This is a genomic window from Verrucosispora sp. WMMD1129 (assembly GCF_029581255.1).
In the GTDB taxonomy this organism is placed as follows: Bacteria; Actinomycetota; Actinomycetes; order Mycobacteriales; family Micromonosporaceae; genus Micromonospora; species Micromonospora sediminimaris.
The window spans coordinates 4833577-4856753 of sequence record NZ_CP120741.1; the positions used below are offsets into that span (position 1 = coordinate 4833577).

Below are 23177 nucleotides of genomic sequence, written 5' to 3' on the forward strand. Positions count from 1 at the left end.
GCGCGGTCAGCGCTTCACGAACGAGTAGCTCATCGGGTACTGGTAGAGCACCCCGTCGTTGGCCTTGACCCCGCCGATGATGCCGAAGATCACCGGCACGATCCCGGCGATGATCGGCGCGAAGAACAGGATGCCACAGGTGATCATGGTGAGCACCCAGCTCAGCACACCGACGATGGCCCAGGTGAGCTGAAAGTTCAACGCGGCCACCGAGTGGGCCCGGGCGATCGGGGACTGCTGCCCGCGGGTCATCATCGCGATCAGCGGCGCCACCCAGCCGAAGAGCCCGCCACCGACGACCACGCCGAGCGGGCCGCCGAAGTGGGCGATCAGGGACCAGGTCTTGTCCTCGTTGTTGGCGTAGCCACCGCCGGGAGCGCCGTAACCGCCGGTCGGGTAGCCGACACCGGGGGCTCCGGGTGGGGGAGGGTAACCGCCGGGCGGCGGGTAGCCCCCGGGCGGCGGGTAGCCGGCCGGCGGCGGTTGGTCGCCGGTGGGAGGTGGATAGCCGCCGGGCGGGGGATAACCGCCGGGCGGGGGATAGCCGCCCTGGCCTGGCGAACCGGACAGTGGTGTCGTGGGTTCGTCGCCGGAGTCCGGGGGACGAGGTGGTTCAGTCATGGAGGTCACGGTAGGTGCCAGCGGCAACGGCGCACCAGAGCGACACCGGCGAGTGTCAACCCGCCGATCGGTTCGATGACGAGCGGGCCGACTTGATCATCGCGTCGAGGGGGACGCCGACGTAGACTGGCACTCGCTACAGTCGAGTGCCAGAGTGTTCCTCTGGTGGCCGTGACGCTGCGGGCTGACCTGCGACAGGAGGTGGCAAGGATGGGTCTGGACGACCGGAAGCTCGCCGTGCTCCGGGCGATCGTCGAGGACTACGTCGCCACCCAGGAGCCGGTCGGCAGCAAGTCGCTGGTCGAGCGGCACCAACTTGGTGTCTCGCCGGCCACCGTCCGGAACGACATGGCCGTGCTGGAGGAAGAGGGCTACATCCGTCAGCCGCACACCAGCGCGGGGCGGGTGCCCACCGACCGTGGCTACCGACTCTTCGTGGATCGGTTGAGCCGGGTCAAGCCGCTAAGCCCGGCCGAGCGCCGAGCGATCGAGCGCTTCCTGGCCGGCGCCGTCGATCTCGACGATGTGGTGCACCGCACGGTGCGGCTGCTGGCACAGCTGACCCGGCAGGTCGCCGTCGTGCAGTACCCGAGCCTGGCCCGGTCCCGGGTGCGTCACCTGGAACTGGTGCCGATCTCCACCACCCGGCTGATGCTGGTGATGATCGCCGACACCGGTCGGGTCGAGCAACGGCTGGTCGAGCTGCCCGCACCGGTCCTCGCCGACGACGTACTGGACCTGCGCCGGCTGGTCAACGAGAAGCTCGTAGGTGTCCGCCTGTCGGAGACCCCGCCGCTGGTGCAGGCCCTCATCGACGACTCCGTGCCGCACCTGCGCCCGGCGATGACCACCCTGTCCACGGTGCTGTTGGAGACGCTCGTCGAACGGCACGAGGAGCGGCTCGCCCTGGCCGGCACCGCCAACCTCGCCCGGGGCGGTCTGCTCGACTTCCAGGGCTCGTTGCGTCCGATCCTCGAAGCTCTTGAGGAGGAGGTCGTGCTGCTCAAGCTCATCGGCGAGGTGGAACCGAGCACCCTGCGGGTGCGCATCGGCGACGAGAACGAGATCGACAACCTACGGGCGGCCTCCGTGGTCAGCACCGGGTACGGCCCGGGCGCGACCATCGTCGGGGGGATGGGCGTGCTGGGACCGACCCGGATGGACTACCCCGGAACCATCGCCACGGTGAGGGCCGTGGCACGCTACGTGGGCGAGCTGCTGGCCCAGAACTGACAAGTCAGGGCCGACGGCAGGCTGCCGCCGCCGAACGGCGTAACTCGAGACGAACACGAGGACACGGAACGCAGTGGCCAGGGACTACTACGGCATTCTCGGCGTGAGCAAGGGTGCCTCCGATGACGAGATCAAGCGCGCCTACCGCAAGCTGGCGCGCCAATTCCATCCGGACGTGAATCCGGATCCGGAGGCACAGGAGAAGTTCAAGGACATCAACGCCGCGTACGAGGTCCTCTCGGACGATCGGAAACGGCAGATCGTCGACCTGGGCGGTGACCCGCTGGCACCCGGTGGAGGCGGGCCCGGCGGTCCGGGTGGCCCCGGCGGGGCCGGCCCCTTCGTCGGCTTCCAGGACATCATGGACGCGTTCTTCGGGGGCGCCACGGGCGCCGGGCGGGGCCCGCGTCCGCGTACCCGCCCCGGCGCCGACGCGATCCTGCGACTGGAGCTGGACCTCCAGGAGACCGCCTTCGGCGTCGAGGCGCCGATCACCGTCGACACCGCAGTACTCTGCACCACCTGCTCCGGTGCCGGCACCGCCGCCGGCACCCACCTGGCCACCTGCGAGGCGTGCGGTGGCCGGGGCGAGGTGCAGTCGGTGCAGCGCACCTTCCTCGGGCAGGTGGTCTCCGCTCGCCCGTGCACGGTCTGCCAGGGCTACGGCACCACCATCCCGAGCCCCTGCCCGACCTGCGCCGGCGACGGCCGGGTACGCACCCGCCGATCGCTGACCGTCAAGATCCCCGCCGGGGTGGAGGACGGCATGCGGATCCGCCTCGCCCAGCAGGGCGAGGTCGGCCCGGGCGGCGGCACCGCCGGGGACCTCTACGTGGAGATCCACGAACGGCCACACGACGTCTTCTCCCGCAAGGGCGACGACCTGCACTGCCGGGTCACCGTGCCGATGACCGCCGCCGCACTCGGCACCCGGCTGACCATCAAGACGCTCGACAGCGAGGAACCGGTCGACGTCAAGCCGGGTACCCAGCCGGGCAGCACCCTGCGGCTGCGGGCCCGAGGCGTACCGCACCTGCGCGGCGCCGGCCGGGGTGACCTCTACGTCCACCTCGACGTGCGCACCCCGACCAAGCTCGACGCCGACCAGGAACGGATGCTGCGCGACTTCGCCAAGACCCGCGGCGAAGAGGTCGCCGAGCTGACCAAGCAGGGTGGCTTCTTCTCCCGCATGCGCGACGCCTTCAACGGCCACGCCTGACGTGTCCGCCCCGCTGTTCCTCGTCGAGTCGCTGCCGACCGCCGCCTCGATGGTGCTGGACGGGCCCGAGGGCCACCACGCCGCCACCGTGCAACGGCTGCGCGTCGGCGAGCAGGTGCTGCTCGCCGACGGGCGGGGCGGCACGGCCACCGCCATGGTCACCGCCGTCGGCCGGGGCACCCTCGATCTCGACGTGACCGACCGGGGGTACGTCGACGCGGCGAACCCGCGGCTGGTGGTGGTCCAGGGCATCGCCAAGGGCGACCGGGGCGAGCTGGCCGTGCAGGCGATGACCGAGGCGGGCGTGGACGAGCTGGTCCCCTGGGCGGCGGGGCGCTCGGTGGTGCAGTGGCGCGGCGACCGGGGCGTACGGGCCCGCAGCCGGTGGGTCGCTACCGCCCGGGAAGCGACGAAGCAGGCCCGGCGGGCGTGGCTGCCGGTGGTGGCGGGAGCGCCGGACGAGAGCACCGCATCGGTGACGCGCCGGATCGCCGGGGCGGCGGCCGGGTACGTGCTGCACGAGGAGGCGACCGACCGGCTGACCACAGTCGAGCTGCCCGAACACGGCGAAATCGTGTTGGTGGTGGGGCCGGAGGGCGGCATCACCCCGGACGAGCTGTCGGCCTTCCAGGAAGCCGGCGCCCGACCGGTACGGCTCGGCAGCTCGGTGCTGCGCACCTCCACCGCGGGCGTGGCCGCCCTGGCGGTCCTCGCCACCCGCCTGCTGCGCTGGTGAGCGTCGCGCGGACGTCGCCGCGGAACCCTTCCTTACACTGCCCGGATGGGAAGCGACTGTCTGTTCTGCCGCATCGTCGCCGGAGAGATTCCGGCCACCGTGGTCCGCGAGACGCCCACCACGCTCGCCTTCCGCGACATCGACCCGAAGGCACCGGTACACGTGCTGGTCGTACCGAAGGAGCACTACGCCGACGTGGCCACGCTCGGCCAGGGTGACCCGGCGCTGGCCGGCGAGATGCTGGCCACCGCCGCCGCGGTGGCCGAGGACGAGGGCCTGCTCGGCGACGGGTTCCGGCTGATGTTCAACACCGGGGCGTACGGCGGCCAGGAGGTCTTCCACGTGCACGCCCACGTGCTCGGCGGCGCCCCGCTCGGCCCGATGCTGGCCCGGAGTCTCGGATGACCTCCGCCGCCGGCCGCACCTCCGCCGCCGGTCGCCTGGACCGGCTGGTGCGCCAGGTCCAGGCGCAGGCCCGGGTGCCGGCGGTCTCGGCGGCGGTGCACCGCGCCGACCGGCCGCTGTGGACGTGCACCGCTGGCGGCACCGGAAACGACACGGCCCTGGACGAGCAGACCCGGTTCCGGATCGGCTCGGTGACCAAGACGTTCACCGCCGTGCTGGTCATGCAGTGCCGCGACGACGGGCTGCTCGACCTCGACGACCCGCTGCGGCGGCACCTCGACCTGCCGGCGCACGGTGAGCTGACCGTGCGCCGGCTGCTGTCGCACACCGCCGGCCTGCAACGCGAACCGTACGGCGACGTCTGGGACACCCTGCGCGCACCGGACACCGACCAGCTGATCACCGAGCTGGACCGGGCCGAGCGGGTGCTGCCGACCGGCCGCCGCTACCACTACTCGAATCTCGGCATGGCGCTGCTCGGCCACCTGGTCGGGCAGGTACGCGGCGGCACCTGGGCGGAGGTGCTGACCGAGCGGGTGCTGACCCCGCTCGGGCTGACCGCCACCACAACCACCCCGGGCCCGCGCGCCGCGACCGGGTTCCTGGTCGACGCGTACTCCGACGAGGCGCATCCGGAGCCGCCCACCGACTTCGGCGCGGTGAGCCCCGCCGCGCAGCTGTGGAGCACGGCGACCGACATGGCCCGGTGGGCCGCCTTCCTGGCCGACCCGGCGGCGTTGGACGCGGCGGGTCGGGTGCTCGCCCCGGCCACCCTGAACGAGATGCGCTGGCCGGTGACGGTCACCGACGAGGCGGTCTGGGCCGGCGGCTTCGGTCTCGGTCTGATCCTGGTACCCCAGGGGGAGCGGGTGGTGCACGTCGGGCACGACGGGGCGATGCCGGGCTTCCTCGCCGGGGCGTACGGCCGCCGGGGCGGCGAGGGCACTCCGGGGGCGTTCGGCGCCGCCGTGCTGGGCTCCTCCGGCACCGCCGTCGAGCTGCTGGAGTTGCCGCACCGACTGCTCGCCGCCGCGGTCGAGCACGATCCGGCCGACATCGACCCGTGGCGTCCCGGTGAGCCGGCGCCGCCGGACGTGCGCGGACTGCTCGGCCGCTGGTGGGGCGAGGGCTTCGAGTACGTCTTCTCGTGGCACGAGGGGGCCCTGCGGGCCCGTGGCGCAGTTGACCCGCCGGGGAAGCCACCGGCGGTCTTCGCCCCGGTGCCGGACCAGCCGGACGTGTTCCGTACCGTCTCCGGCCGGGAGAACGGCGAGCTGCTCCGGCTGACCCGGGACTCCGCCGGCGTGGTGGTCCGGATGCACTGGGCGACCTACCGGTTCACCCGCCGCCAGGAGACCTTCGACGGTTTCGACTTCCGCGTCTGACCGGGCGGTTCATCGGGGTGGAATGCCCTGCTATGTCCGGTCGTGCCGGAGCGTCACAGCGGCGGAAATGGGCAGCGTGTCCCCGCCGTTGAACCGATACGATGGGGGCAACGTCCGCACGCCGTGCCACGGGCCCGGCACCGAGATCGAGAGCAGGTGGCGCAGGGCCCTCGGGCCCGACCTATGACCGGCACCCCACCTCCCGGCCCGCCCCGGGTCCAGACCAGGATCACGGTCCCCGACTCGAAGATCATGGTCAACCTGCTCGGCGCGGGCGACGAGATCCTGCGACTGGTCGAGCGCTCGGTGAACAGTGACGTGCACGTGCGTGGCAACGAGATCACCATCACCGGCGCTCCCGCCGACAACGCCCTCGCCGAGCGGCTCTTCAGCGAGCTGCTCGAACTCATCGAGAAAGGCGAGACCCTGACCACAGATGCCGTCCGGCGTACCGTCGGCATGCTCGAACAGGGTGGCACGGAGCGGCCCGCCGAGGTCCTGACCCTCAACATCCTCTCCCGGCGCGGGCGCACCATCCGTCCCAAGACACTGGGACAGAAGCGCTACGTCGACGCGATCGACGGGCACACGATCGTCTTCGGTATCGGCCCGGCGGGTACCGGCAAGACCTACCTCGCCATGGCCAAGGCGGTGCAGTCGTTGCAGGCCAAGCAGATCAACCGGATCATCCTGACCCGGCCGGCGGTCGAGGCGGGGGAGCGGCTCGGTTTCCTGCCCGGCACGCTCAACGAGAAGATCGACCCCTACCTGCGCCCGCTCTACGACGCGCTGCACGACATGCTCGACCCGGAGACCATCCCGAAGCTGATGGCCGCCGGCACGATCGAGGTCGCCCCCCTGGCATACATGAGGGGCCGGGCGCAGCCGTACGACGCCCGCGTGCTGACACCGGAGGGCTTCAAGCGGTTCGGTTCACTCCAGGTCGGCGACCTGGTGATCGGCTCGAACGGCATGCCGACCCCGGTGATCGGGATCTACCCGCAAGGACCCAAGCAGGTCTACCGGGTGACCACGCAGGACGGGGCTTCGACCCTGTGTTGCGGTGAGCATCTCTGGACGGTCGCCACCCCCGAGGACAAGCGGCGTGGTCGCCGACGCACGCTGGAGACCCAGGAGATGATCGGGCAGGAGCGGCGGGGTCACCTCCGCCGTTACGAACTGCCGGTTGTGGCTCCGGTGCAGTTGGAGCCGCAGGACGTTCCACTCGATCCGTACGTCCTCGGCCTGCTGCTCGGTGACGGGTCGATCTCGTGCCGCACGACGCCGGGGTTCACCACGGCGGACCCTGAGCTCGCTCGCGCGATCGAGGACAACCTCATCGACATCGAGCTGCACCGCAAGAGCGAGTACGACTATGTGCTCCGGCACACCAAGGGGCACCGAGGTGGAGTGATCGTCGCCAACGCGGTGACGGTCGCGCTCCGCGAGCTGGGTCTGGCCGGGACGAAGTCGGGCACCAAGTTCGTCCCGTCCGTCTATCTCCAGAACAGCGTCGATGTCCGCCTGGCCGTCCTGCAGGGGCTGCTGGACACCGACGGCGGGCCGGTCGTCCAGGCGGGACGGACCTGCCGGGTGCAGTACTCGACGACCTCTCCCCGGCTCCGCGACGACGTCGTCCACCTGGTCCAGTCACTCGGTGGCGTGGCGACGTGGCGCGTTCGGGTGGCCGAGGGTCGTAAGCCTGGCCTGGCGAACGGTCGTCCGGTCGGCTACCGGTCGGACGCCTATGTCGTGGAGATCCGCTTGCCGGAGGGCGTAGCGCCGTTCCGGTTGGCGCGTAAGCGCCAGCGGTACGAGGAGTGCGGTGGCGGCCGGCCGATGCGCTTCATCGACTCGATCGTCCCCGCCGGTGTCCAGGAGACGATGTGCATTCAGGTGGCGGCGGAGGATTCGCTGTATGTCACCGATGACTTCCTGGTCACGCACAACACGCTCAACGACGCGTTCATCATTCTCGACGAGGCGCAGAACACCACGCCCGAGCAGATGAAGATGTTCCTCACCCGGCTCGGCTTCGGCTCCAAGATCGTGGTCACCGGCGACGTCACGCAGGTCGACCTGCCCGGTGGGACGACGAGCGGGCTGCGGGTCGTCCGGGACATCCTGGCCGGGGTCGAGGACGTGCACTTCGCGCAGCTGTCCAGCGCCGACGTGGTACGTCACCGGCTGGTCGGGGAGATCGTCGACGCGTACGCGCGGTGGGACGCCGAGAACCAGCAGGCGCAGGGCGTGCACGCGGTGTCCGGGCGCAGCGCTCAGGGCAACCGCGGCGGCCGGCGCCGCTAGACCGAGGGAAGACAGTTGTCCATCGAGATCGCCAACGAGTCCGGTGCCGAGGTCGACACCGACGCCGTGCTCGCCGTCGCCCGGCACGCGCTCGACGAGATGGGAGTCAATCCGCTCGCCGAGCTTTCCGTGTTGTTGGTGGACGTCGACTACATGACCGAGCTGAACCATCGGTGGATGGGCGGCGACGGCCCGACCGACGTGCTGGCCTTTCCCATGGACGAGGGCAGCGTCGACCACGGGCCGGGTGAGACCGCCGCCGCCGGTGGTGAGCCCGCACTGCTCGGCGACATCGTGCTCTGCCCGGAGGTGGCGGCGAAGCAGGCGGCCACCGCCGGGCACAGCACCGCCGACGAGTTGCACCTGCTCACCGTGCACGGTGTCCTGCACCTGCTCGGTTACGACCACGCGGAGCCGGAGGAGGAGCGGGAGATGTTCGGGCTCCAGGCCCGGTTGCTGGCGAGCTGGCGGTCGGCCCGCTCCCGGTGATGGACACTCCGCTGGCCGCGGCCGCCACCGGCCTACCCGACCTGCAACTACTCGTTTTCGCTGCCGGGCTGGTGGTACTTGCCGGCCTGATCGCGATGACCGAGGCGGCCCTTGCTGCGGTCTCTCCGGCCCGCGCGGCCGAGCTGGCCCGCGAGGGGATCCGAGGCGCCCGTACCCTCCAGACGGTCGCCGGTGACGTGGTCCGGCACCTCAACCTCCTGTTGTTGCTCCGGCTGCTCGCCGAGCTGACCGCCACCACACTGGTGGCGCTGGTGGCGGTGGACACCTTCGGCGCGGGCTGGCGGGCGGCGCTGGTCACCGCGGGGGCGATGACCGTTGTCAGTTTCGTCGTGGTCGGCGTGGGCCCGCGCACCCTCGGCCGGCAGCACGCGTACGCGGTGGGCCGTTCGGCCGCGCCGCTGGTGCGCTGGCTGGGCCGGGTGCTCAACCCGCTGGCCTCCCTGCTGATCCTGATCGGCAACGCGGTCACCCCGGGCCGTGGGTTCCGGGAGGGGCCGTTCGCCACTCAGGTCGAGCTGCGTGAGCTGGTCGACCTCGCCGAGCAACGGGGCGTGGTGGAGCACGGCGAGCGGCAGATGATCCATTCGGTCTTCGCCCTCGGTGACACCATCGCCCGCGAGGTGATGGTGCCGCGTACCGAGATGGTGTGGATCGAGTCGGGCAAGAACCTCTCCCAGGCGCTCGCGCTGTTCCTGCGCTCCGGTTTCTCCAGGATCCCGGTGATCGGTGAGAGCGTCGACGACGTGCTCGGCATTCTCTATCTCAAGGACCTGATCCGGCGTACCCAGGGCGGGGCCGTCGAGGACCGTCAGCTACCGGTGGCCGAGCTGATGCGGCCGGCGACCTTCGTGCCCGAGTCCAAGCCCGTGGACGATCTGCTGTCGGAGATGCAGGCCGCCCGCAACCACCTGGTCATCGTGGTGGACGAGTACGGTGGCACCGGCGGTCTGGTCACCATCGAGGACATTCTCGAGGAGATCGTCGGAGAGATCACCGACGAGTACGACGTCGAGCGCCCCCCGGTCGAGCAGTTGCCCGACGGTGCGGTGCGGGTCACCGCCCGGCTGCCGGTCGAGGATCTCGGCGAGCTGTTCGACACCGAGCTGCCGCACGACGAGGTGGAGACCGTTGGGGGTCTGCTCGCCCAGGCCTTGGGTCGGGTGCCGATTCCGGGCGCGCGGGTCGAGGTGGCTGGCCTGCGGCTGGTCGCCGAGGGCACCACCGGTCGACGCAACCGGATCGACACGGTGCTGGTGCGCCGGGTGGAGCCGACCGACACGAAGGACGCTCCGGGCGCTCCGCCGACCGCGTCCCGTTCCGACACCGACCAATCCGAGGAGAGGCAGCCCGCCGATGCCTGAGTCACCCGCCGTACCGGCCGTCCGGTCCACCGGCTCCGAATTGAGCGCCGAGGACGGCAAGCTGGTCATCCTCGCCCGTGGTGCCCGAGGCCGGGTGGGTGCCGTGGAGGGTGCCGCGGTCCGGGATCAGGATGGTCGGACGTACGCGGCGGCCAGCGTGTCGCTGCCCTCGCTGACCATCACCGCACTGCAACTGGCGGTCGCCTCGGCGGCTGCGGCGGGTGCCACCCGGTTGGAGGCCGCGGTGGTGGTGACCGAGGCGTCCACACTGGACGGCGCCGGCTACGCGGCCGTGCGTGACCTGGCCGCCGACGCGCCGGTGCACGTGGCCGGGCCAGATGGCACGGTGCTCGGCACGGTGACCGAATGAGCGAGCCTTCCTATCGGGCGGGTTTCGCGTGTTTCGTCGGGCGGCCGAACGCCGGCAAGTCCACGTTGACCAATGCCATCGTCGGGCAGAAGATCGCGATCACGTCGAACAAGCCGCAGACCACCCGGCACGTCATCCGGGCGGTGCTGCACCGGCCGGAGTCGCAGCTGGTGCTGGTCGACACTCCGGGACTGCATCGTCCCCGCACCCTGTTGGGTGAGCGGCTCAACGATCTGGTGCGGCAGACCTGGAGCGAGGTCGACGTGATCGGTCTCTGCATCCCGGCCGACGAGCCGATCGGCCGTGGCGACCGGTTCATCACCGGGGAGTTGGCCGAGCTGAAGGCGACCGTGCTGGCGGTGGTCACCAAGACCGACCTGGTCGATCGCAAGCGGCTGGCCGAGCAGTTGCTCGCCGTCAGTGAGCTGGGGGATTTCGCGGAGGTGGTGCCGGTCAGCGCGGTTTCCGGGCACCAGGTGGACACCCTGGTCGAGGTGATGACGCGCTATCTCCCCGAGTCGCCGCAGCTGTACCCGGACGACATGCTCACCGACGACCCGGAGCAGGTGCTGGTGGCGGAGCTGATCCGGGAGGCTGCGCTGGAGGGTGTGCGTGACGAGTTGCCGCACTCCATCGCCGTGGTGGTGGAGGAGATGATTCCGGAGGGCCGACTGACGAAGATCTATGCCGACGTGTATGTGGAGCGGCCCAGCCAGAAGGCGATCGTCATCGGGCATCGGGGCGCTCGGCTCAAGGGCGTCGGCACCGCCGCGCGGCGGCAGATCGAGGAGTTGCTGGGCACGAAGGTCTACCTCGATCTGCACGTACGGGTGGCCAAAGACTGGCAGCGCGACCCCAAGCAGTTGCGCAAGCTCGGGTTCTGAGCCGATCCGGCGGGCCGGTGAAATAGGGCGACCGGCACCGGACCGTCTGATCGGGGCCGGTCAGGCATATGGGAAGTTTCACTAACGCAGTGGGTCGCTGACCGGTTCGTCGGCGGGCAGCGGAGGGTAGGGGACGCAAGAGCCTCCGCACCCCCCCCGACACAGATGCAGGCTGATGCGAAACAGATACCTGGACCTGCTGCGCGCCTTGGCCATCGTGCGGGTGGTCGTGTACCACGTCACCGGCTGGGGATCGCTTACGCTGTTGTTCCCGGCCATGTCGGTGATGTTCGCGCTGGCCGGTTCGCTGATGGCCGCGTCCCTACTGCGGTCCGGGCCGATGGCGGTGGGTCGGCGACTGCGACGGCTGCTGCCGTCGCTGTGGGTGGTCGCCGTGATCTTCGTGCCGGCGATGCTGCTCACCGGGCTGCCGCTCACCCCGGCGGTGCTGCTCTGGCTCTTCCCGGTGGCCGACCCACCGGCGAACTACTGGGGTGCGCTGGCGCTGAGCCCGATCTGGTACCTGCGTGACTACCTGTGGTTCGTGCTCGCATCCCCGGTCGCGCTGTGGCTGTTCCGCCGGTTCCCGTTACCCACCCTGCTTGCCCCGTACTGCCTGCTGCTCGTCATCGAGTTGGGCATCTACCAGAACCCGCCGGTCGTGCTGCGCCATTTCGGGCTCTACTTCGGGGCGTGGCTGCTGGGTTTCGCCCACCAGAGCGGGATGCTGCGCCGCCTGAGCGCCTGGATTCTGGTGCCGACCGCGCTGGCGCTGGCGGCGGTGGGCGGCGCCTGGATCCTGACCCACCAGGGTCCGCGCGGCTACGACCTCAACGACATTCCGCTCGGCAACGCACTCTGGTCGGCCGCGTTCATCCTGGTGGCCCTGGGCCGGGCACCGGCGACCGTCGCCTGGGTGGACCGGAGCGCGCTGGTAGGCCGGGCGGTCACCGTGCTGAACCGGCGGGCGTTGACGGTCTACCTGTGGCACATGGCGTTCGTGGTCGCACTCACCCCGCTCGTCGACGTGGTCGGCTGGTCGCATCAGGACCTGCTGGGGTTGGCGATCCGGGTGGTCCTGGTCTTCCTGCTGGTGGCCCTGGTGACCGCGATGGTGGGCTGGGTCGAGGATGTGGCGGCGCAGCGTCCGCCCGAGCTGGTCCCCGGTGGCCGCCGTCCGGCGGCGCGCCCCACCCGCCTGCACGCGGAGTCGCGCACCGGCGAGGATCACGAGCCGGGTGCCGGGCCGGTGGCACCGGTCCCGGAACAGCGTGGCCGGGGCGGTGGGGTCATCGCGAGGTGACGGTGATGTCGCCGCTGCCGGTACGCAGGTCGAGCACGGACGCGGCGGAGGGATCATCCGGGACACCCAGGTCGATCTCGCCGGAGTCGGCCCTCGGCCGGATCTGGTACGCCCCGCCGGGCACGGTCAGCGTGACGTTGCCGCTCGACGCGTGCGCCCGCGCGGAGACGGGCTTGTCCAAGTCGAGGGTGACGTCGCCGGACTTGGTTTCCGCGTCCACCTCGCCGCCGAGCCGACTTCCCGTCACGTTCCCGGAGGAGGCCCGCAGCACGACAGGCTTGGCGATGTCGTACACCTCGATGTCGCCCGAGCCGGTCTCCACCCGCACCGTGTCGGTCGCCGCGGCGACCCGCACGTTGCCGGAGCCGACCTTGAGGTCCACCCGGCCGACGCGGCTGAGATCGACGTCCCCGGAGCCGGTCTCGCCGCGTACGCCCACCCCCGCGTCGACCGTCACCTCGTAGGAGACGGTGCACCGGCTGCCGCAGGAGGTGTCCAGCACCAGTTCCGTGCCCTTGATCTCGTACGTCGCGTCCGGCTGGTTGCCCTGGTAGCGCACCACGCGCTTGACGCGTACCCCGTCCGCTCCGCCGTCGGCCCGGACCACCACATCGCCGGAACCGGGCAGCACCTGGATCGCGGTGATCCGGGCGGACTCGGTGGTGTCGAAGTCCAGCTGCCGGTACGACAGGTTGTCACACCCGACCAGGACGATGAGGGCGGCGGTCGCGGCGACCGCCATGCCGGTCCGACGCACGGTGCTCGCTCGCGGCGCGGTGGTTCGGCGCGCGACGACGGGCTGATCTGCGGCGGTGGGCCGGGAGACGGTGCTGGTCCGGTACGAAGCCATGCCGAGCACGCTACGACCGGCCCCACCGGGCGCGCATCCGGGTTCGCCGGCACGGCGACCCCGAGCGGACCCTGAATTCCGACCCGGGGTCGGACCTGATTCCCGGCCGGAGGGGAGAATGGCGCGATGGCCGGATACCGCCGACAGCTCTACCGCGACGACGCGGTGGTGCTGCGTGTGCAGAAACTCGGCGAGTCCGACCGGATCATCACCCTGCTCACCCGGCGGCACGGCCGGCTCCGCGCGGTCGCCCGGGGGGTACGCCGGACCATGTCGAAGTTCGGTGCCCGGCTGGAGCCCTTCGGTCACGTCGATGTGCAGCTGGCCGGCGACCCCAAGGGGGAGCACGGCAGTTCGCTGCACAGCGTCAGCCAGGTCGAGGGGATCGATCTCTACGGCAAGCGGTTTCTCGGTGACTATCCCCGCTACACCGCCGCCAGCGCGATCGCCGAGACTGCCGAGCGGCTCACCCCGGTCGAGCGGGAACCGTCGTTGCGGCTGTTCCAGCTCACCCTGGGCGCGCTGCGCGCCCTCGCCGACGGCGGGCATGCCACCACGCTGGTGCTCGACGCGTATCTGCTGCGCGGGATGGCGTTGGCGGGCTGGGCGCCGGCGTTGACCGCCTGCGCGGTCTGCGGCACGCCGGGCCGGCACCGGGCGTTCTCGGTGCCGGCCGGGGGCGCGGTCTGTCCGGACTGCCGGCCACCGGGGGCCGCCCACCCGGCCCCGGCCACCATCGACCTGATGTCGGCGCTCACCGTCGGTGACTGGCGGATAGCCGACGCCACCGAGAATGGGGTACGCCGGGAATGCAGCGGCCTGGTCGCGGCGCACCTGCAGTGGCACCTGGAACGCGCGCTACGCTCGCTGCCGCTGGTCGACCGGGGTGGGATGCCGTCGGCGCCCGGCGCACGGCGGCCGACCGGCGAGGCCGGCACCATGGCCTCGACCGGCGACGCCGGCACCATGGCCTCGACCGGCGACGCCGGCACCGTGGCCCCGGCCGGCGCAGCGCTGCCGCCCGACCGGGCGTCACCGGACGTGAGTAGGGAGAGAACCGAGTGATCCGATCGTCCAGGGCCGGGCGGCGCGAACCGGTGCCGCCGACACCGCATCCGTCTGGAGCCCGACCGCCGGCGCTGCCACCGGGGGCGGTGCCTCGCCACGTCGCCGTGGTGATGGACGGCAACGGTCGGTGGGCCAAGGAACGCGGTCTGCCCCGCACCAAGGGCCACGAGGCGGGGGAGTTCTCCCTCTTCGACACCGTCGAGGGCGCTATCGAGCTGGGCATTCCGTACCTGTCGGCGTACGCCTTCTCCACCGAGAACTGGCGACGTTCACCCGATGAGGTGCGGTTCCTGATGGGCTTCAACCGGGACGTCATCCGCCGCCGCCGGGACCAGCTGGTCGACCTCGGGGTGCGGGTGGTGTGGTCCGGTCGGGCCGGGCGGCTGTGGAAGAGCGTCATCAGCGAGTTGCAGACCGCCGAGGAGATGTCCCGCGGCAACTCGACGCTGACCCTGCAGTTCTGTGTGAACTACGGCGGGCAGGCGGAGATCGCCGACGCTGCCGCCGCGATCGCCCGGGACGTGGCCGCCGGTCGGCTCGATCCGGCCAAGGTCACCGAGAAGACGGTCCAGCGGTACCTCTACCACCCTGAGGTGCCCGAGGTGGACCTGTTCCTGCGACCCTCCGGCGAGCAGCGGACCTCCAACTTCCTGCTGTGGCAGAGCGCGTACGCCGAGTTGATCTTCCTGGACACGCTCTGGCCGGACTTCGACCGTCGGCACCTGTGGTACGCCTGCGAGTTGTACGCCCAGCGCGATCGTCGGTTCGGTGGCGCGCTGCCCAACCCGGTGGCCCCGACCACCTCGGCGTCCGTGGTGCCGGCAGGCTGAGCGTCGGCCTTCCGGCGTGAGCGTCGGTGGTTCCGGCCACCTGAGCGCATACGCGGCGGCAACACTGGGTATCACCGCCGACAGCAGCCACTGACGGAGGTGAACCCATATGATCCGCAAGCGCATCGGGCAGTGGGCGGTGATGGCCATCGCGGTACCGGTCGCCGCCGCCGGAGCCCGGAAACTGAGCCACACGCTGGAGTCCCGCCGTGGCCCCAACCGGGCCACTCGGCTGCTCAACAAGGGCGCCGACCTGATCCGCCCCCAGCAGGCCAAGCGCCGCCGCTTCTTCTGACGCGACCGGCGCGGCCGGTAGCTCGGCAATACGGCATCTCGCGGTATCCCTCAGCAGGGATACCGCGAGATGCCGTATGTCGGGGGGGTATCGGTGTCGGCCTCGACCTGCGGGTCAGGCCTCGACCTCGGCGCGGTCGGGGGTGGCCCAGAGGGTGTGGAACGATCCGTCCCGGTCGACCCGGCGGTAGGTGTGCGCGCCGAAGTTGTCGCGCAGCCCCTGGATCAGTGCGGCCGGCAGCCGGTCTGCCCGCAGCGCGTCGAAGTACGCCAGCGACGAGGCGAAGGCGGGCGCCGGTACGCCGGCCCGGGCCGCCTCGGCCACCACCCGACGCCAGCTCGGCACGCCGTCCCGCACGGTGTCGGCGAACCACGGCGCGACCAGCAGGGTGGGCAGCTCCGGCTGCTCGTCGTACGCCTGCTTGATGCGGTCCAGGAAGCGGGCCCGGATGATGCAGCCACCGCGCCAGATCGTCGCCGTACCACCCAGGTCGATGCCCCAGTCGTACTCGGCGCTGCCGGCGCGGATCTGGTCGAAGCCCTGGGCGTACGCGACGATCTTCGAGGCCAGCAGCGCCCGCCGTACGTCCTCGATGAATGCCTCGCGGTCACTGACCTGCCACTTCTCGCCGGCCTCGGGGAAGGCCCGCAGCGCGGCCTCGCGCTGACCCACGTGCCCGGACAGCGACCGGGCGAAGGTGGCCTCGGCGATGCCGGTGATCGGGATGCCCAGGTCGAGAGCGATCTGGACGGTCCACCGGCCGGTGCCCTTCTGCTCGGCCCGGTCCTGCACCACGTCCACGAACGCCTGCCCGGTGGCGGTGTCGGTGTGCGCCAGCACGTCGGCGGTGATCTCGATCAGGAAGGACTCCAGCTCGCCGGAGTTCCACTCCCGGAAGATCTGCGCGATCTCCGCCGGCTCCGCGCCCAGCCCGGCCCGCAGCAGGTCGTACGCCTCGGCGATGAGCTGCATGTCGGCGTACTCGATGCCGTTGTGGACCATCTTGACGAAGTGCCCGGCACCGTCCGGCCCGACGTGCTGGCAGCAGGGCACGCCCTCGACCTGCGCGGCGATCTTCTCGAAGATCGGTCCGAGCTTGCGGTACGACTCGGCCGAGCCGCCCGGCATGATGCTCGGCCCCCACAGCGCTCCTTCCTCGCCGCCGGAGACACCGGTGCCGACGAAGTGCAGACCCTTGGCCCGCAGCGCCTCCTCCCGGCGTCGGGTGTCGGCGAAGTGTGCGTTGCCGCAGTCGATGATGATGTCGCCCGCTTCCAGCAACGGCACCAACTCGTCGATCACCGCGTCGGTGGGACCGCCCGCCTTGACCATGATGATCACCGCGCGGGGGCGCTCCAGCGCGGCGACGAAGTCCGCCAGGGACTCCGTCGGGACGAAGGTGCCCTCGTCGCCGTGCTCCGCCACCAGCGACCGGGTCCGCTCCGGCGAGCGGTTGTGCAACGCCACGGTGAACCCGTTGCGGGCCAGGTTCCGGGCCAGGTTACGACCCATCACCGCCAGCCCCGTCACACCGATCTGCGCCGTAGCCCGATCCGCCATCCTCGTCGCCACCTTCCGCCGTCTACCTGTAGTGCTGCGACGGTATCGCGGTACCGGTTCGGCGCGCGCCGTCCCCCCATCGCTGGTCATCAGGTGGTCGCGTAACGCACCACGATGCCCCGCGCGGACCGGTGGCGTTAATTCGGCTGCGCCCACCTCGCCGGGGCGATAACGTGCGGGCATGCGCTACTGACGCCCCTTTCCGAGCCGGGTTCGCCGCTGTCGTGCCGCGACCCCGTGTGCTCCCGGGCGTCCGCGTGTGTGTCCACCCGCCGTCGGCGGTGGCGTCCTCCGTGGCCGGTCCCGGGCAGCAGTCCGTACCGTCCCCGACCGCCTGATGGCGGTCCTCACGACGCGGTCGGCCGACCGTCCACCGGTTGCCGGCCGAGCGAGGAGGCACAGATGCCAGCCAAACGCAGCTCCCGGAAGTCCCGTCCCGACCGTCACTCGGCGGAACTCGCCGCCGTCACACCCGCGAACCTGGACGACGTCGCGATCGCTCCGGTGCCCACCCTGCCGGCCGGGCGGCCGGCCGCCCCCAAGGCGGGGCCACCGGCCACCGGCACCTCCGGTGTCGGACGTGGCCAGCGGACCGGCCAGGTCCGCCGCTACGCCTTCCGGCGTAGCTGACGGTCCACGGGGGCCGGGTGCGTGACGGCACGCGCTCCCGGCCCCCTGACCTCGCCCGTCGCGCCGGTGCCGGGGGCGACGGTCGGAGGATCACCTCAGTGGTCGGCGCAGCAGGGCGTCGGGTCGGGCACCTCGAACGGGGCCAGGCCGCCCGCGTGGTGCGGCATGGTGACCAGGACCAGCTCGCCGTCCTGCCACTGTGGCCGGACGAAGTCCCTGGTGTGTACCGGCGCGTCCGGGGCCACCGGCGTCCCACCCAGCGCCACCACCCGCTCGATCGCCCCGGCGGCGAGCAGTTCGGCGACGGTGAGGGTGCCGACCATCCGGTCCGCCCCCGGGTAGTGCACCGCGCGCCCGGAGCGGCGGGCGGCGTGCTCACCGGCTGCCCGGGCCGCTGCGGTTCGTAGCTCGGGTGGGGTGACCGCCAGCTCCGCGAGCCGCTCGGTCGCCGTGCCGGCCACACTGAGCGCCACATGCGGGTACGGCCCGGCGACCAGGTGGGTGCAGGCGACCAGATCCGGCCCGAGCCCTGTCACCTGCTTGGTGAGCCAGTGGTCGGCCTCAAGCAGGGTGCGGTGCCCCAGGCTGAGGCCGACGATCACTTCGGCAGGACCCAGATCGGGTTGGCGTAGAACCACAGGTCCTCCCACGGGTTGGCGGCACCGGCGACGTCCAACGCGGGACCGAACGGGTCGACCCCCGCGCCCATCAGACCGGGCTGGCTGCGCTTGCCGTCGGTACCCCGGATACGCAGGTAGAACGGCTGATCCACCCGGCCGAAGGAGTAGCTGAACGAGACCCGGCCGGTCTTGGCGGTGACTTCGAAGGACTTCACCACCCGGGTGTTCGGGGCGGTGAAGCTGTCCTGGTCGGCGACCGGGCCGGTCACCCGGCCGGCGATCACGTCGACGCGGGCGAGCACGGGCACGAACTGCGACCAGTTCGGGATGTCGGCGAGGTCGATGTCGATGGTCACCTCGACGGCGGTGCCACGCCGGACCCGCAGCACCCCGCCGAGCGGCGTGCCGGAGTTGGCCCGCCGGTCACCGGCGACGCGGGCGCGGACGTCCAGCCCCTTGATCAAACCGCCGTGGTCGACCCAGACCCGGCCGGCGCGCAGACCGTCCATGACCGCCCGGTAGTTGAAGCTGCTCGCCCCGACATGGGTGCGGCTGTACTGCCCCGGCCAGTAGTCACCGGCGTCCGTGATCACCGGTCCGTGGACCGGGTCGTTGTACCTGCCGTTGAGGTTGAAGTCGCTGCCCGGGCCCCGCTGCGAGGTGTCCAGGTAGTTGACGTGCGAGTCGGAGTTGGCGCTGATCCACCAGGCCCGACCCTCGGCGAGCAGGCTGTCCCAGAGCCCGCCGACCGTCGAGGTCATCCAGTCGAACCCACCCCAGGTGCGGTAGCTCTCCAGCGGGTAGCCGGGGAACGAGTTGGCCGACGGGTTGTTGTCGTAGTAGCCGCGGGCCCGGCCGCCACTGTCCCGGGGCAGGCCGGCGGCCTGGTGGCCCGGGGCACCCTCCATCCCGATGGCGACGCTCGGGTCGGCGTCGCGCCAGGCCCGGATCTCGTGCGGGGAGTCGATGCCCCGACGGGCCGGGTGGTTGGCCAGGAAGAGCGCACCCTCGACGCGGCGCTTACGGACCGCCTCGCCGAGGAACTTGATGCCGGCGACGGCCAGCGCCTCGTTCGCCGGGGTGTTGTCGCCGGCGCTGCGGACGCTGCCGTCGAAGGAGTTCTCGAACTCCTTGAGCACGGCGACCTCGTTGCGTCCGGGGTGCACGAAGACGGTGGCGTGCTCGGCGGCCGGGATGTTCCACTCCAAGCCCTGGTAGATCAGCAGATCCTTGAGCCGGGAGCGGGCGGCGACGATGTCCGGGTTGACCTTCTCCACGCCGATCTTCGCGTGCGTAGCGCTGCCGTGGTCGGTGACGACCATCCAGTCCAGGCCGTACGCCCGCGCGTGCCGGGCCTGGTCGATCACCCGGTACATGGCGTCGGAGCTGTACTGCGTGTGGATGTGGTGGTCGCCCGCGAGCCAGTGGAACCCGCCGGTCCTGCCGTGGTCCCCGCCGGGCCCGTGACCGTGGTCATGGCCACCGGCCACCGCCGGGGTGCCGGTCGCCAGCACGGTGGTGGCCGCGCCGGCACCGAGCAGGCCGGCGTTACGCAGGAAACCGCGCCGGTTCAGGTCGGCCGGCGGCAGGTCGCTGTCAGGAATGGACAGGTCGAGCGCCGGGGGCACGTCGGTACCGCTGGCGGCGTCGTGGTCGTGGTGGTGCGCGTGGCCGTGGCCCATCTGCTGCTCCAGATTGATCGAGGAGTCGTCGCAGGCCAATCTGGTCGTAGCGGGGGAACGCGGCGTGTCACCTTCGCGGCGAACATGCGAACATGCGATCCCGACCATGTGTGGTGTCGGCCGGGTCCGTCGCTGACCCGGTCCGCTTCGACGCGTGGCGGCGGGGTCAGCCGACCAGCGGGCGGAAGACGCCGAGTGCCACGCTGACGGCGAGCGCGGCCCCGGCGGTCGCCGTCGCGCCGACGACGAGCAGCCAGTCGGCCGTGACGAAACGCTGTCGGCGGGCGAAGGTGCGCGGCATGCCGCTGTCGAAGCCTCGGGCGTCCATCGCCACCGCGAGCCGGGTGCCCCGCCGGATCGCCCCGACCAGCAGCGTGAACGCCGTCGAGACGAACAGCCGTAGTCGGGCCACCGGGTTGCGCCCAGCCTCGACTCCGCGCGCCCGGCGCGCCATGGTGATCATCTGCCACTCCTGGCCGAGCAGCGGCACCAACCGGAACGCCGCCAACGCGCCGATCGCGAACCGGGCGGGTGCCCTGGCGTTCTGCACCAGCGCGTCGGCCAGGTCCGTCGGGTCGGTGGTGGCGAAGACGATCACGCCGGGCAACGCCACCGCGAACAGCCGCAGTACCAGGCCGAGCGCGGTGACCAGCACCCCCGAGGTCACCACGACCGGCCCCGCGTCGAGCAGCACCCGACCCGACCGGTCGGCGGCGAAGAGCACAAGCGTGACCAGGATGCCGCCGCCGGCGGCCAGCAGCGGCCAGGCCCGCCGGGCCAGCAGCCCGGGGTGCACCCCGAAAAGCGGCAGCACCGCCAGCTCCACGGCGATCGCGATGGCCGGCGTGACCGGGTCCAGCGTGGCCATCAGCGGAAACGCGAACAACATCGCGGCTGCCAGTTTGGCCACCGGATTTCGCCGGGCCAGCGGCGCGCCCGGCCGGGCGATCGGCTCCAGGGTGATCATGGCCGTGCCGGTCCCGTGTCGGGCGGAGCGAGGGCCAGCGTACGGTCGGCCAACGCGGCCACGAAGTCGGCGTCATGGGTGACGGTGACCAGGCCGTGTCCGGCGTCGCGCAGGTCGGCGTGGAGATCCACCAGCTCGCGCCAGGTGCGCCGGTCCTGGCCGAAGGTGGGTTCGTCGCAGATGAGCAGGCGGGGCGCGGTGGCCAGGGCGGTCGCCACGCTCAGCCGCCGCGCCTCGCCGCCGGAGAGGGTGTACGGGTTGGCGGCGGCGAGCCGATCCAGCCGCAGCCGGCTCAACAGTTCCGTCACGCGGTCGTGCACCGCCGATTCGGACGCCCCGGTCCGCCTCGGCCCCAGGGCCAGCTCGTCGAAGACCGTGCCGGTGACGAACTGGTGCTCGGGATTCTGGAACACCGAGCCGATCCGGCGGGTCAGCGCCGGTGCCCGCCATCGGTGCGGTGCGGTGCGCGAGTCCGTTCCGGCCAGTTCCGGGCTGGCCGTCAGCCGCCCGGTGCCGGGCCGGAGGAGTCCGCCGAGCAGCAGCGCCAGGGTGGACTTCCCGGCGCCGTTCGGTCCGAGCACCGCGAGCGCCTCGCCGGCTCGTACGGTCAGGTCGGTGGCGGCCAGCCGGGGTGGCTGGCCGAGGTGTTCGGCGGTGAGCAGCACCTCGCCGGCCGGGCCGGCGGCCCGGCGTGGCGGGATCTCCCGGCCGGGCACCCAGACCCCCTCGGCGGCGAGGGCGTCGCCGTGCGCGGCGAAGACCGCCTCCGGTGGGCCGTCGGCGCGGACCCCGCCGCCGGGTTCGAGCACCACCACCCGGTCTACCAGGGGCAGCGCTTCGGCGACCCGGTGCTCGACCAGGATCAGGGTGGTGTCGGCGTCCACCGCCCGGGTGAGCGCCGCGCGGATCAGGGCGGCACCCGCGGGGTCGAGGTTGGCGGTGGGTTCGTCCAGCAGCAGCAGGCCGGGACGCAGCGCCAGCACGCCGGCCAGGGCGAGGCGCTGTTGTTCGCCGCCGGAGAGCGCCGCGGTGGGTCGGTCCCTCGGGTACGGGAAGCCCACCCGGTGCAGCGCCTCGTCCACCCGCGGCCAGATCTGTCCGGCCGGCACGCCCCGGTTCTCCAGCCCGAACGCCACGTCGTCGCCGCTGCGGGCCATGACGAGCTGGGACTGTGGGTCCTGGAAGACGATGCCGACCCGGTCCCGGGCCTCGTCGACCGGCCGGCCGTCGATCTCGATGCTGCCCTCGTGTTCCCCGGAGTCCTCGGGCAGCAGGCCGGCCAGCGCCGCCAGCAACGTGCTCTTCCCGGCCCCGGACGCCCCCAACAGCAGCACCTTCTCGCCGCGCTCCACCCGCAGCTCGACCCCGCGCACCGCCCAGTCACGCCTCCCGGCATGCCGCCACCCAAACCCCCGTACCCACACCCCCTCACCCATCCCGCCTTCCTTTCTTCCTGACGGTTGCTGTGGAGATCGACACTGCCGGGGAGGTCAGACCAGGGGGCGTTCGCGGGCGGCGGGGAAGCGGTCGAGGACGCCGGTGCGGGCCAGGGCGCGGGTCAGGGCGTGCGCGCCGGCGCCGGCGATGACGGTGGCGCTGACGACGGTGAGCGCGGCATAGGGCAGGCGGTAGGTGGCGATGTCGCGTTCGGCGTTCCAGTAGACGAAGTCGAAGATTGCCGCGCTGAGGCCGGTCAGCGCACCGGCCAGCAGGGCGACCGGCAGCCGGTAGGAGCGGTACCGGAAGGCGGCGAAGGCCAACTCGGCGCCGACACCCTGCATCAGGCCCTGCAACAGGACGATGGTGCCCCACTGGCTGCCCAGCAGGGCCGAGATGATCGCGGCCAGCAGTTCGCAGTACAGCGCGGCGCCGGGCTTGCGGATGACCAGGCCGCCGAGCACGGCCGGCACCAGCCAGACACCGTAGATGAGGGTCTGTGCCGGCGGGAAGAAGCTGAAGGCGCCCTCGGTGGCGCTCCACACCACGCCCCAGGCCCAGAAGATGACGCCGAAGGCGACGGCGATGACCGATGCCACCACGATGTCGATGGTGCGCCAGCGGTTGCTGTCGGTGGTTTGCACGATGATTGCTCCCAGTCCAGATGCGAACCAGGCAAGACGCACGCCCCGGCCGGCGGCGCCGAACGGTGGCGGGCTGGAGGTGGACCGAACTCCCTGCGCTGGCATTACCCAGATCAGGTACGGAGGGTCTGCGGGCGGACCCGCACTCTCAGCGCTGTGCGCTCCCCTGTCGGAGGTGTTGTCTGTCCCGCCGACGCTAACACCACGGAAGATCCACCGGCAATGTGATCTCCCCAGGTCACGACGGTTACTCGCATCCG

The 23177-nt window shown here is 71.6% G+C and carries 21 protein-coding genes, 4 pseudogenes and 1 riboswitch; of the genes and pseudogenes, 17 read left to right on the forward strand and 8 right to left on the reverse strand.

Annotated features, from left to right (window positions below; translation table 11 throughout):
• Positions 1–6: 6 nt before the first annotated feature.
• Entirely contained in the window at positions 7–621 is a 615-nt protein-coding gene (locus O7624_RS22525) for a DUF4870 domain-containing protein (RefSeq protein ID WP_282237156.1), read from the reverse strand.
• A 210-nt stretch (positions 622–831) separates the two neighbouring features.
• Between O7624_RS22525 and hrcA the strand changes: the two genes are divergently transcribed.
• From hrcA to O7624_RS22590, 13 genes and pseudogenes are all read left to right on the forward strand, one after another.
• Positions 832–1854, forward strand: a complete 1023-nt coding sequence (hrcA, locus tag O7624_RS22530) for a heat-inducible transcriptional repressor HrcA (protein WP_093407521.1) — start codon at positions 832–834, stop codon at positions 1852–1854.
• A gap of 73 nt (positions 1855–1927) precedes the next feature.
• The gene (gene dnaJ, locus O7624_RS22535) at positions 1928–3073 is read left to right on the forward strand and encodes a molecular chaperone DnaJ (RefSeq protein WP_282237157.1); all 1146 of its coding nucleotides are present in this window, start codon (positions 1928–1930) and stop codon (positions 3071–3073) included.
• Between the two features lies 1 nt (position 3074).
• Complete coding sequence (locus O7624_RS22540) at positions 3075–3809, forward strand: 16S rRNA (uracil(1498)-N(3))-methyltransferase (RefSeq protein WP_282237158.1); 735 nt, start codon at positions 3075–3077, stop codon at positions 3807–3809.
• A gap of 45 nt (positions 3810–3854) precedes the next feature.
• On the forward strand, positions 3855–4214 hold the full coding sequence (locus O7624_RS22545; protein ID WP_282237159.1) for a histidine triad nucleotide-binding protein: 360 nt from the start codon (positions 3855–3857) through the stop codon (positions 4212–4214).
• Positions 4211–5599, forward strand: a complete 1389-nt coding sequence (locus O7624_RS22550) for a serine hydrolase domain-containing protein (protein WP_282237160.1) — start codon at positions 4211–4213, stop codon at positions 5597–5599. Before O7624_RS22545 ends, O7624_RS22550 begins: the two co-directional genes overlap by 4 nt.
• Before the next feature lie 183 nt (positions 5600–5782).
• Positions 5783–6478 (forward strand): annotated as a pseudogene (locus tag O7624_RS22555) (PhoH family protein); the annotation flags it as partial.
• 258 nt (positions 6479–6736) lie between these two features.
• A pseudogene (locus O7624_RS22560) lies at positions 6737–7288 on the forward strand (LAGLIDADG family homing endonuclease); the annotation flags it as partial.
• 261 nt (positions 7289–7549) lie between these two features.
• Positions 7550–7906, forward strand: a pseudogene (locus tag O7624_RS22565) (PhoH family protein); the annotation flags it as partial.
• Positions 7907–7921: 15 nt separating this feature from the next.
• Positions 7922–8395, forward strand: coding sequence for an rRNA maturation RNase YbeY (gene ybeY / locus O7624_RS22570; protein WP_093407506.1), 474 nt, complete (start codon positions 7922–7924; stop codon positions 8393–8395).
• A complete protein-coding gene (locus tag O7624_RS22575) occupies positions 8371–9777 on the forward strand; it encodes a hemolysin family protein (protein ID WP_282240720.1) in 1407 nt (468 codons plus the stop codon). Before ybeY ends, O7624_RS22575 begins: the two co-directional genes overlap by 25 nt.
• Positions 9770–10147, forward strand: coding sequence for a cytidine deaminase (locus O7624_RS22580; protein ID WP_282237161.1), 378 nt, complete (start codon positions 9770–9772; stop codon positions 10145–10147). Before O7624_RS22575 ends, O7624_RS22580 begins: the two co-directional genes overlap by 8 nt.
• Entirely contained in the window at positions 10144–11031 is an 888-nt protein-coding gene (era, locus tag O7624_RS22585; RefSeq protein WP_282237162.1) for a GTPase Era, read from the forward strand. The genes O7624_RS22580 and era overlap by 4 nt, the downstream gene beginning before the upstream one ends.
• A gap of 175 nt (positions 11032–11206) precedes the next feature.
• The gene (locus O7624_RS22590) at positions 11207–12334 is read left to right on the forward strand and encodes an acyltransferase (RefSeq protein WP_282237163.1); all 1128 of its coding nucleotides are present in this window, start codon (positions 11207–11209) and stop codon (positions 12332–12334) included.
• On the opposite strand, the gene O7624_RS22595 is transcribed toward O7624_RS22590, so the two are convergent.
• Complete coding sequence (locus tag O7624_RS22595) at positions 12321–13184, reverse strand: DUF4097 family beta strand repeat-containing protein (protein ID WP_282237164.1); 864 nt, start codon at positions 13182–13184, stop codon at positions 12321–12323. The two genes, O7624_RS22590 and O7624_RS22595, sit on opposite strands and share 14 nt — an antisense overlap.
• A 126-nt stretch (positions 13185–13310) precedes the next feature.
• Between O7624_RS22595 and recO the strand changes: the two are divergent.
• The 3 genes and pseudogenes from recO to O7624_RS22610 form a co-directional block, all read left to right on the forward strand.
• Positions 13311–14081: pseudogene (recO, locus tag O7624_RS22600) on the forward strand (DNA repair protein RecO); the annotation flags it as partial.
• Positions 14082–14281: 200 nt separating this feature from the next.
• Entirely contained in the window at positions 14282–15082 is an 801-nt protein-coding gene (locus O7624_RS22605) for an isoprenyl transferase (RefSeq protein ID WP_170863518.1), read from the forward strand.
• Between the two features lie 109 nt (positions 15083–15191).
• Complete coding sequence (locus tag O7624_RS22610) at positions 15192–15377, forward strand: hypothetical protein (RefSeq protein ID WP_093407489.1); 186 nt, start codon at positions 15192–15194, stop codon at positions 15375–15377.
• Positions 15378–15491: 114 nt separating this feature from the next.
• Here O7624_RS22610 and gndA read toward each other — a convergent pair whose 3' ends face one another.
• Positions 15492–16937, reverse strand: coding sequence for an NADP-dependent phosphogluconate dehydrogenase (gene gndA, locus O7624_RS22615; protein WP_282237165.1), 1446 nt, complete (start codon positions 16935–16937; stop codon positions 15492–15494).
• A 402-nt stretch (positions 16938–17339) separates the two neighbouring features.
• Between gndA and O7624_RS22620 the strand changes: the two genes are divergently transcribed.
• Positions 17340–17567 (forward strand): hypothetical protein, encoded by a 228-nt coding sequence (locus tag O7624_RS22620; protein WP_093407484.1) that lies wholly within the window; start codon positions 17340–17342, stop codon positions 17565–17567.
• Between the two features lie 95 nt (positions 17568–17662).
• Here O7624_RS22620 and O7624_RS22625 read toward each other — a convergent pair whose 3' ends face one another.
• From O7624_RS22625 to O7624_RS22645, 5 genes are all read right to left on the reverse strand, one after another.
• The gene (locus O7624_RS22625; RefSeq protein WP_282237166.1) at positions 17663–18169 is read right to left on the reverse strand and encodes a hypothetical protein; all 507 of its coding nucleotides are present in this window, start codon (positions 18167–18169) and stop codon (positions 17663–17665) included.
• On the reverse strand, positions 18166–19869 hold the full coding sequence (locus O7624_RS22630; protein WP_282237167.1) for a PHP domain-containing protein: 1704 nt from the start codon (positions 19867–19869) through the stop codon (positions 18166–18168). Before O7624_RS22630 ends, O7624_RS22625 begins: the two co-directional genes overlap by 4 nt.
• Positions 19870–20035: 166 nt before the next feature.
• The gene (locus O7624_RS22635; RefSeq protein WP_093407479.1) at positions 20036–20836 is read right to left on the reverse strand and encodes an energy-coupling factor transporter transmembrane component T; all 801 of its coding nucleotides are present in this window, start codon (positions 20834–20836) and stop codon (positions 20036–20038) included.
• Positions 20833–22272, reverse strand: a complete 1440-nt coding sequence (locus tag O7624_RS22640; RefSeq protein WP_282237168.1) for an ABC transporter ATP-binding protein — start codon at positions 22270–22272, stop codon at positions 20833–20835. The genes O7624_RS22635 and O7624_RS22640 overlap by 4 nt, the downstream gene beginning before the upstream one ends.
• 54 nt (positions 22273–22326) lie before the next feature.
• Positions 22327–22917: an ECF transporter S component gene (locus O7624_RS22645; RefSeq protein ID WP_282237169.1), complete on the reverse strand. Its 591-nt coding sequence runs from the start codon at positions 22915–22917 to the stop codon at positions 22327–22329.
• Between the two features lie 72 nt (positions 22918–22989).
• Positions 22990–23095, reverse strand: a riboswitch (TPP riboswitch).
• Positions 23096–23177: the final 82 nt, after the last annotated feature.